At 28.1% G+C, this 6915-nt stretch carries 9 protein-coding genes; 3 read left to right on the top strand and 6 right to left on the bottom strand.

Annotation, left to right across the window (positions count from 1 at the left end):
* Window positions 1-3 precede the first annotated feature (3 nt).
* The 3 genes from CAMP5121_RS01175 to CAMP5121_RS01165 all read right to left on the bottom strand — a co-directional run bounded on the left by CAMP5121_RS01175 (window position 4) and on the right by CAMP5121_RS01165 (window position 1467).
* Window positions 4-225, bottom strand: coding sequence for a ribbon-helix-helix protein, CopG family (locus CAMP5121_RS01175; RefSeq protein ID WP_263708933.1), 222 nt, complete (start codon window positions 223-225; stop codon window positions 4-6).
* 10 nt (window positions 226-235) lie between these two features.
* Window positions 236-799: a bacteriohemerythrin gene (locus CAMP5121_RS01170; protein WP_337214562.1), complete on the bottom strand. Its 564-nt coding sequence runs from the start codon at window positions 797-799 to the stop codon at window positions 236-238.
* Window positions 800-879: 80 nt separating this feature from the next.
* Entirely contained in the window at window positions 880-1467 is a 588-nt protein-coding gene (locus CAMP5121_RS01165; RefSeq protein ID WP_337214561.1) for a bacteriohemerythrin, read from the bottom strand.
* A gap of 133 nt (window positions 1468-1600) precedes the next feature.
* Here CAMP5121_RS01165 and dccR point away from each other — a divergent pair, with 133 nt between their 5' ends.
* Together dccR and CAMP5121_RS01155 are read left to right on the top strand one after the other, a co-directional pair.
* Window positions 1601-2266, top strand: coding sequence for a two-component system response regulator DccR (gene dccR, locus CAMP5121_RS01160; RefSeq protein WP_337214560.1), 666 nt, complete (start codon window positions 1601-1603; stop codon window positions 2264-2266).
* Window positions 2229-3482: a sensor histidine kinase gene (locus CAMP5121_RS01155; protein WP_337214559.1), complete on the top strand. Its 1254-nt coding sequence runs from the start codon at window positions 2229-2231 to the stop codon at window positions 3480-3482. The genes dccR and CAMP5121_RS01155 overlap by 38 nt, the downstream gene beginning before the upstream one ends.
* Before the next feature lie 2 nt (window positions 3483-3484).
* On the opposite strand, the gene CAMP5121_RS01150 is transcribed toward CAMP5121_RS01155, so the two are convergent.
* The 3 genes from CAMP5121_RS01150 to ribE are packed head-to-tail and all read right to left on the bottom strand — an operon-like array spanning window position 3485 to window position 4933.
* Entirely contained in the window at window positions 3485-3691 is a 207-nt protein-coding gene (locus tag CAMP5121_RS01150) for a hypothetical protein (RefSeq protein ID WP_337214558.1), read from the bottom strand.
* Between the two features lies 1 nt (window position 3692).
* A complete protein-coding gene (gene pgeF / locus CAMP5121_RS01145; protein ID WP_337214557.1) occupies window positions 3693-4361 on the bottom strand; it encodes a peptidoglycan editing factor PgeF in 669 nt (222 codons plus the stop codon).
* Window positions 4325-4933: a riboflavin synthase gene (gene ribE, locus CAMP5121_RS01140; protein ID WP_039618779.1), complete on the bottom strand. Its 609-nt coding sequence runs from the start codon at window positions 4931-4933 to the stop codon at window positions 4325-4327. The genes pgeF and ribE overlap by 37 nt, the downstream gene beginning before the upstream one ends.
* A 122-nt stretch (window positions 4934-5055) precedes the next feature.
* On the opposite strand from ribE, the gene mnmG reads away from it, so the two are divergent.
* Window positions 5056-6909, top strand: coding sequence for a tRNA uridine-5-carboxymethylaminomethyl(34) synthesis enzyme MnmG (mnmG, locus tag CAMP5121_RS01135; RefSeq protein ID WP_337214556.1), 1854 nt, complete (start codon window positions 5056-5058; stop codon window positions 6907-6909).
* Window positions 6910-6915: the final 6 nt, after the last annotated feature.

The raw sequence follows: 6915 nt of genomic DNA, 5'->3' as shown, positions 1-6915 counted from the left end.
GAGTTAGCATTTTAATTTTTTAATAACACTGTCTAATTTTTTACTATCTCCATCTTTTAAATCTTCTAAAGCCTCTATAGCAGGAACAAAATCTTCCATTTCATCAAGATAATTTTCTAAAGCATTGCGTAAAATTTCAGCCTTTTTCTTTTTAGAAAATTTTGCAGTTTGACTTAAGCGCTCGTAAAGTTCCTCTGAAAGAGTTAGAGTGTATCTTTTATTCATTGTCTAGCCTTTATTTTGGTCTTATTGCTTCTTGACAAGCTTTACATTTATAATTTGCGTTAGTTGTTTGTATTTTTTGATGAATTTCATAAGGAACTTTGTGAATTTTATTTGCGCAATAACAAATGTATTCATAAAATTCTTGCAATTCTCCTAAGTTTGTATTTTTGTCTTTTTTACTAAGTTGGGCTTGGTGCCATTTTTCTATTTTCATATCTTCTCTTAAAATATGCTCTAAAAGCCATTTGGATGCAATAATATTGAGTTTTTCTTTTAAATCATTAGTGCTTTTTAAATTTTGGATCAAATCTATCATGGATTGTATGATACTTTTATGAATTTTTTGATGATTAGCAAGTTCAGGATAGCCTATTTTTGCCATATATTTTTCTTCTTCGGCAAAATGTTCTTTCATGTAATTGAAAAAATCCGCAAGTAAAAATTTAATCTGTCCTTTATGAATAGGCTTATCTGAAATCATCTCAACATTGGCAGCAAGTTCAAAAAGTTTTTGATGTTGCCTGTCGATTTCTTCATTGTGAATACTATATTTGTCACACCATTTTGGTAACATACTAAAACCCCTTGTTTGGTTTGTGGGAGAGTTCTTGATGTATTATAATTTACAATATTTTAAATTATGATTAATTTTTATTAAATTTCTGTTTTTTCTTTACATAAAATTAAACTAGTAGAGCATTTTTTACATTTAAATTGTACTTTAGAATATTGTATTTTTAAATGAATTTCATAAGGAACTTTATGAATTCTACCTTCGCATTGGCATTGATATAAGAAATTTTTTATTTTTGGTTTTTCTTCTTCAAAGCTATCTGAAGAATTTTGTATTTGTGCACTTTGTTTCCAATACTCTATCATCATATCATGCTGAATGATATGTTCTATAAGCCATGAATTAACCACTATATATAATTTTTCTTTTAAATCATTAGTGCTTTTTATACTTTGTATAAGTTTTACCATAGATTGTGTGATTTGTTTATGCATGAGTTTATGTTGGTTTAAGTAAGGATAATTAATCTCAGCCATGTAGTTTTCTTCATCTTGAAAATGAATTTTAATATAGTGAAAAAATTCAGCAACTATCTTTTTAAGTTCTACTTGATAAATTGGTCTATCTGAAATTTCTTCAACTCTAGCAGCAAGTTCAAAAAGTTTTTTATGTTGTTCATCAATTTTTTCATTATTAATGCTATATTTTTTATCCCATTCAGGTAACATAAAAATCCTAACAGTATAACATTATAAAATAATTAATATTTTATAAATATTTTGCTTTAATTCTACTAAATTCACACTCAATTTACACAAAAAAAATATAATGTTTTAAGAAAATATGATAAAAAGGTTAAAAATGGCTACACAAATTCTTTTGTTAGAAGATGATATTAATTTAGGAGAAATTGTTAGTGAATTTTTAGAAGAAGAAGGTTTTATAGTTACTTTAGTGGATAATGCTCAAGATGCGCAAGATAAAGCTTATGAGAAAAATTTTGATTTATGGATTTTAGATGTAAAAGTTCCACAAGGTGATGGTTTTAGTGTGCTTAAAAATTTAAGAGAAGCTGGCAAATATACTCCAGCTATTTTTATGACTTCATTAAATACTACTATGGATTTACAAAAAGGTTTTGAAAGCGGTTGTGATGATTATATTAAAAAGCCTTTTGAATTGCAGGAGTTAAAAATAAGAATTAATGCTATTTTAAAGCGTTCTTTTGCTCATAAAAATGAAGATTATGAAGACTTGGGAAATGGTTTTAAGTTTGCTTTTATTTCGCAAACTTTATATCAAGACGATAAACCTTTAACTCTGCCTTTAAAAGAATTAAAGCTTTTATCTTTGCTTTTAAAAAATAAAGGTAAATTTATAGATACTGCTTGTATTTTTGAAGAAATTTGGGAGTATGATCAGGAGCCAAGTGAGCTTAGCTTAAGAGCTTATGTAAAAAATTTACGAAAAATTTTAGGTAAAGATAGTATTGTCAACCAAAGAGGAAGAGGGTATTGTTATGTATGAAGCCAAGCGCGTTGCATGGCAAATTCTTTCTTTGTATTTAGTGAGTATAGGAAGTGTTCTTATAGTACTTTTTGGCGTATGGTATGCAAAGTTAATAGAAGAATTAATAGCCGAACATAGCATAAAATTAAGACAAGAACATCGTTTTGTAATTTTACAAATGGAAAAGTTACGTTTTGAGCCTATAGAAAAAGGTGTTAGAAAAATTGCTCAAATTTCTAATATAAAATTTGCAATATTTGATAGAACAAAAGTTTATTTTTCTAATCTTGACTTGCCTGCTCAAACAACATTTTTTAAACTTAATAACGCAAATATTTATAATAATAACACTCTAATTTATGTAGCTGATGTGAATTTAAATAATTTATTGCTTGCAAATACTCAAGGACAAGATGCTTTGGAGGTCCTAGGTGATGTTAATCGTTTGAGGGTTTTGGTACAAGGTGATGATATCTCCAAAGAACTTGGATTTATAAGATTTAAAGTAGCTTTGGCTATGGTTTTTTCTTTGATTTTTGTAAGTATAATGGCTTATTTTATACTAAAATTTGCACTCAAGCCTTTAGAAATGAGAATAAGATTTTTAAATAATTTTATAAAAGATACCACTCATGAGATTAATACTCCAATTAGTGCGATATTAATGAGTGTAGAAGGTTTAGAAAGAAAAAAGAATTTTGAAGAAGTTAAAGCTTTAAAGCGTGTAAAAATAGCTGCTTTGACTTTGAGTCATTTGTATTCAGATTTAACTTTTTTAAATTTTTCTCAAGCTTATGAAGCAAAAAAAGATTGGATATTTTTAAAAGATTTGATTAAAGAAAGAATGGAGTATTTTAAGATATTTTTGGAGCAAAAAAATATCAACTTAGAACTTAGCTTGAAAGATGATGGAAAAATTTATGCCAATAAAGAGCAGTTTTTTAAAATGTTTGATAACCTTGTTAATAATGCTATAAAATATAATGTAAAAAATGGACATATCAAAATAATGCTTTTGGAGCAAAGACTTATAATAGAAGATAGTGGCTGTGGTATAGCAAAGGAAAATTTGGCCAACATTTTTGAGCGTTATTCGAGATTTAATGAAAATCAAGGTGGTTTTGGTATAGGGCTTTCTTTAGTGGATAAAATTTGTAAAGATCATAACATTAACATAAAAGTAGAAAGTGAGCTAAATAAAGGAACAAAATTTATTTTAACTTGGAAAAATTAAAATTATTTATTGCTCATTTTAGCCTTTTCTTTGGCATTTATAAGTGTTGTGATAAATTCATTTAAATTTTTAGTATCGTTTTGATTTAGAGTTTGTGAGGTATGATTTAGCATTTGAGTGATTAAAACTTCGTTGCTTAAGTCATTATCACCAAATTCTATAGCCTTTTGTAAAATTTTTAAAGCAAGCAAATTTTTTACTTCATACATTTTAATCCTTTAAATAAATCACGCTAACAATGCGCTTTGGAGTTTGGTTTTTTCTATAAGAAAAAAATCTCTTATCATCAAAGGTGCAAAGATTGATATCAAAAATATCACTAACACCTAATTCTTTTGCTTGAAATTTAACTAATGCTTTTAAATCAAGCTTATTTTCATGTAAAAAAGGTGCAAATTTTTCTTTGCTGTAGTTTAAAACCTCGCCATTAATTTCATAATTTTTAGCACAAATTCCTGCTGAAATAATGAGTTTTAAATTCTTGGTTTGAGTGTTAAAGCTTTTTTGCATTTTTAAAACAGCTTCTTTTAAGATGTTTTCAAAACAACCTTTTCTACCCGAATGTAAAGCTGCTACGGCTTTATTTTCATCATCATATAAAAGTAAAGGTAAGCAATCAGCACTTAAAATACACAAAGCTATATTTTTTTCATTGCTAATTATCCCATCAGCATTAAAATGAAAATCTTTATTATAATGAGTGATGATATTAGAATGAATTTGATTTAAAAATATACACTTTTTTATTGAATTTTCCCAAGGAAAAATATTATCATAAATTTTTGCTCTAAAAATATTATAATCTTGATCAAAGGCTACAAAAGCTTTTGCAAAATCATTTTCTAATAAAGTGATGTAATCTTGTCTATTTGTTGCCATGAAATTTCTTTTTTATAATTTAATTGTCTGTGTATATATCTTGCTAAAAGATCACTTTCTATATTCACGCGTCTTCCTATGGTATAGTTTTTAAACAAGGTTTCATTAAAGGTTATAGGAATAATAGTCAAACGAATACCATCTTTTAAAACTTCATTGATAGTTAAGCTCACCCCATCTATGGCTACGCTTGCTTTGTTGGCCATATAAATTTGTATATCATCAGGACATTTAATATAAAAATCAACTCCATTTTCTTTTTTAGAAATATTAGTAATTTCACCTATACCATCAATATGCCCTTGCATTAAATGTCCATCTATTCTATCGCCATAAGCTAGTGCAGGTTCAATATGCACATAATCTTTTAAATTTTCAATAGCTATGTGAGTTCTTGTTTCATAAGAAAGCTCAAGATTAAAACCATCATCAAAAAGTTTTGTTACGCTCAAACACGCACCATTAACTGCTATGCTATCACCTAGCTTTGGTTTGTAGTTTGCTTTTAATCTTAAAGTGTTGTTTTGATATGATTTGACAAAGGCTAATTCGCGGATTAATCCATTAAACATTCAATACCTTTAATTTTTATGAGATTTTATCTAAAACTTTTAAATTTCAAAAAGTATTTTTAGTATTTTATTTTAAAAAATATTATATAATTTTTGCCTTTTTATAAAAATGAGGTCAAAATATGTATGATATAATCGTAATAGGTGGTGGGCATGCTGGAGTTGAGGCTAGTGCCGGGGCTGCTAGAATGGGTAAAAAAACTTTACTTTTAACTACTTTAATCGAGCAAATTGGTGCTGCAAGTTGTAATCCTGCTATAGGTGGTTTAGCAAAAGGACATTTGGTAAAAGAGCTTGATGCTATGGGTGGACTTATGGGACAAATTACCGATGAGGCTGGAATTCAATTTAGAATTTTAAATGAAAGTAAAGGTGTTGCAGTGCGCGGAAGTAGAGCGCAAATTGATATGGATGCTTATAGAATTTGTGCTAGAAATAAGCTTTTAAAACTTGAAAATTTAGAAATTTCTCAAGAGCAAGCTTTGTCTTTACTTATAGAAAATGATGAAGTTAAGGGTGTTAAAACTAATTTAGAAAATACATATTTTGCCAAAAAAATCATACTTACAACAGGAACTTTTTTAAACGGACTTATCCATATAGGTGAAACTAAGCTTCAAGCAGGTAGAGTAGGCGAGCTTGCGTCTGTAAATTTAGGAGATTACTTAAAACAAAGTGGTTTAAAAGTAGGAAGATTAAAAACAGGAACTTGCCCAAGGGTTGATGCTAAAAGTATTGATTTTAGTGTTTTAGAAATTCAACCTGGAGATGAAAACCCTAAAGCTTTTAGTTTTAAAACGAAAAATTTCAAGCCTAATCAACTTCCATGTTATATAGCAAGAACAAATTTAAAAACACATGAGATTATAAAAAGTAATTTTTACCGTGCTCCGCTTTTTACAGGACAAATTGAAGGTATAGGACCAAGATATTGTCCTTCTATAGAAGATAAGATTAATCGTTTTGGCGATAAAGAAAGTCATCATTTATTTATAGAACCACAAACTAAAGATGCGACTGAATATTATATCAATGGCTTTTCTACCTCGCTTCCTTATGAAGTGCAAATTGCGATGTTAAGAAGTATAAAAGGTTTTGAAAATGCTAAAATCACGCGTTTTGGTTATGCTATAGAGTATGATTATATTGATCCAACGGAATTAAAACATACTTTAGAAACTAAAAAGATTAAAAATTTATATTGTGCTGGGCAAATTAACGGAACTACTGGTTATGAGGAAGCTGCTGCACAAGGTTTTATGGCAGGAGTGAATGCGGTTTTAGCAATTGATGAAAAAGAACCTTTTGTGTTAAGGCGTGATGAGGCTTATATAGGGGTATTAATCGATGATTTGGTGATGAAAGGCACCAAAGAGCCTTATAGAATGTTTACTTCAAGAGCTGAGTATAGATTGCTCTTAAGAGAAGAAAATGCTATTTTAAGACTTGGAGAATATGGATATAATTTTAAACTTTTAAGTCAAGAAGACTATGTATATATTGATAATATAAAACAAAATGTTAGCAAAGGACTTGAGCTTTTACTTCAAACTACATGGACACCAAGTAATCAAAATAATGAATTTTTACAAAGTATTGAAGAAGAAAAGATTACTTCAATAGTGAGCTTGCAAAAAATTGTTGCAAGAGCTAGTTTTAATATAGAAAAATTAAAAGCTTTAGATGAAATGTTTAAAAATATGGATGAGTATTCTTTAAATGAAATTTTAAATGAAGCAAAGTATTATCATTATATAGCAATGCAAAAAGCACAAATTGAAAAAATGAAAAATTTAAATGATTTGAAAATCCCTGAAAATTTTGACTTTAAAAGTGTGAGTGGATTGAGTAATGAAGTAGTGGAAAAACTGCAAAAATTTAATCCACCAACTATTTTTGCTGCTTCGCAAATTAGCGGTATTACTCCTGCTGCTTTGGATATTTTACATATTTATATCAAAATGAAAAAACAATAGATAATA

The sequence above is a fragment of the Campylobacter sp. 2352 PW genome (genome assembly GCF_024723575.1).
Lineage (GTDB): Bacteria > Campylobacterota > Campylobacteria > Campylobacterales > Campylobacteraceae > Campylobacter_D.
This window is presented reverse-complemented; position numbering and strand designations above follow the sequence as displayed.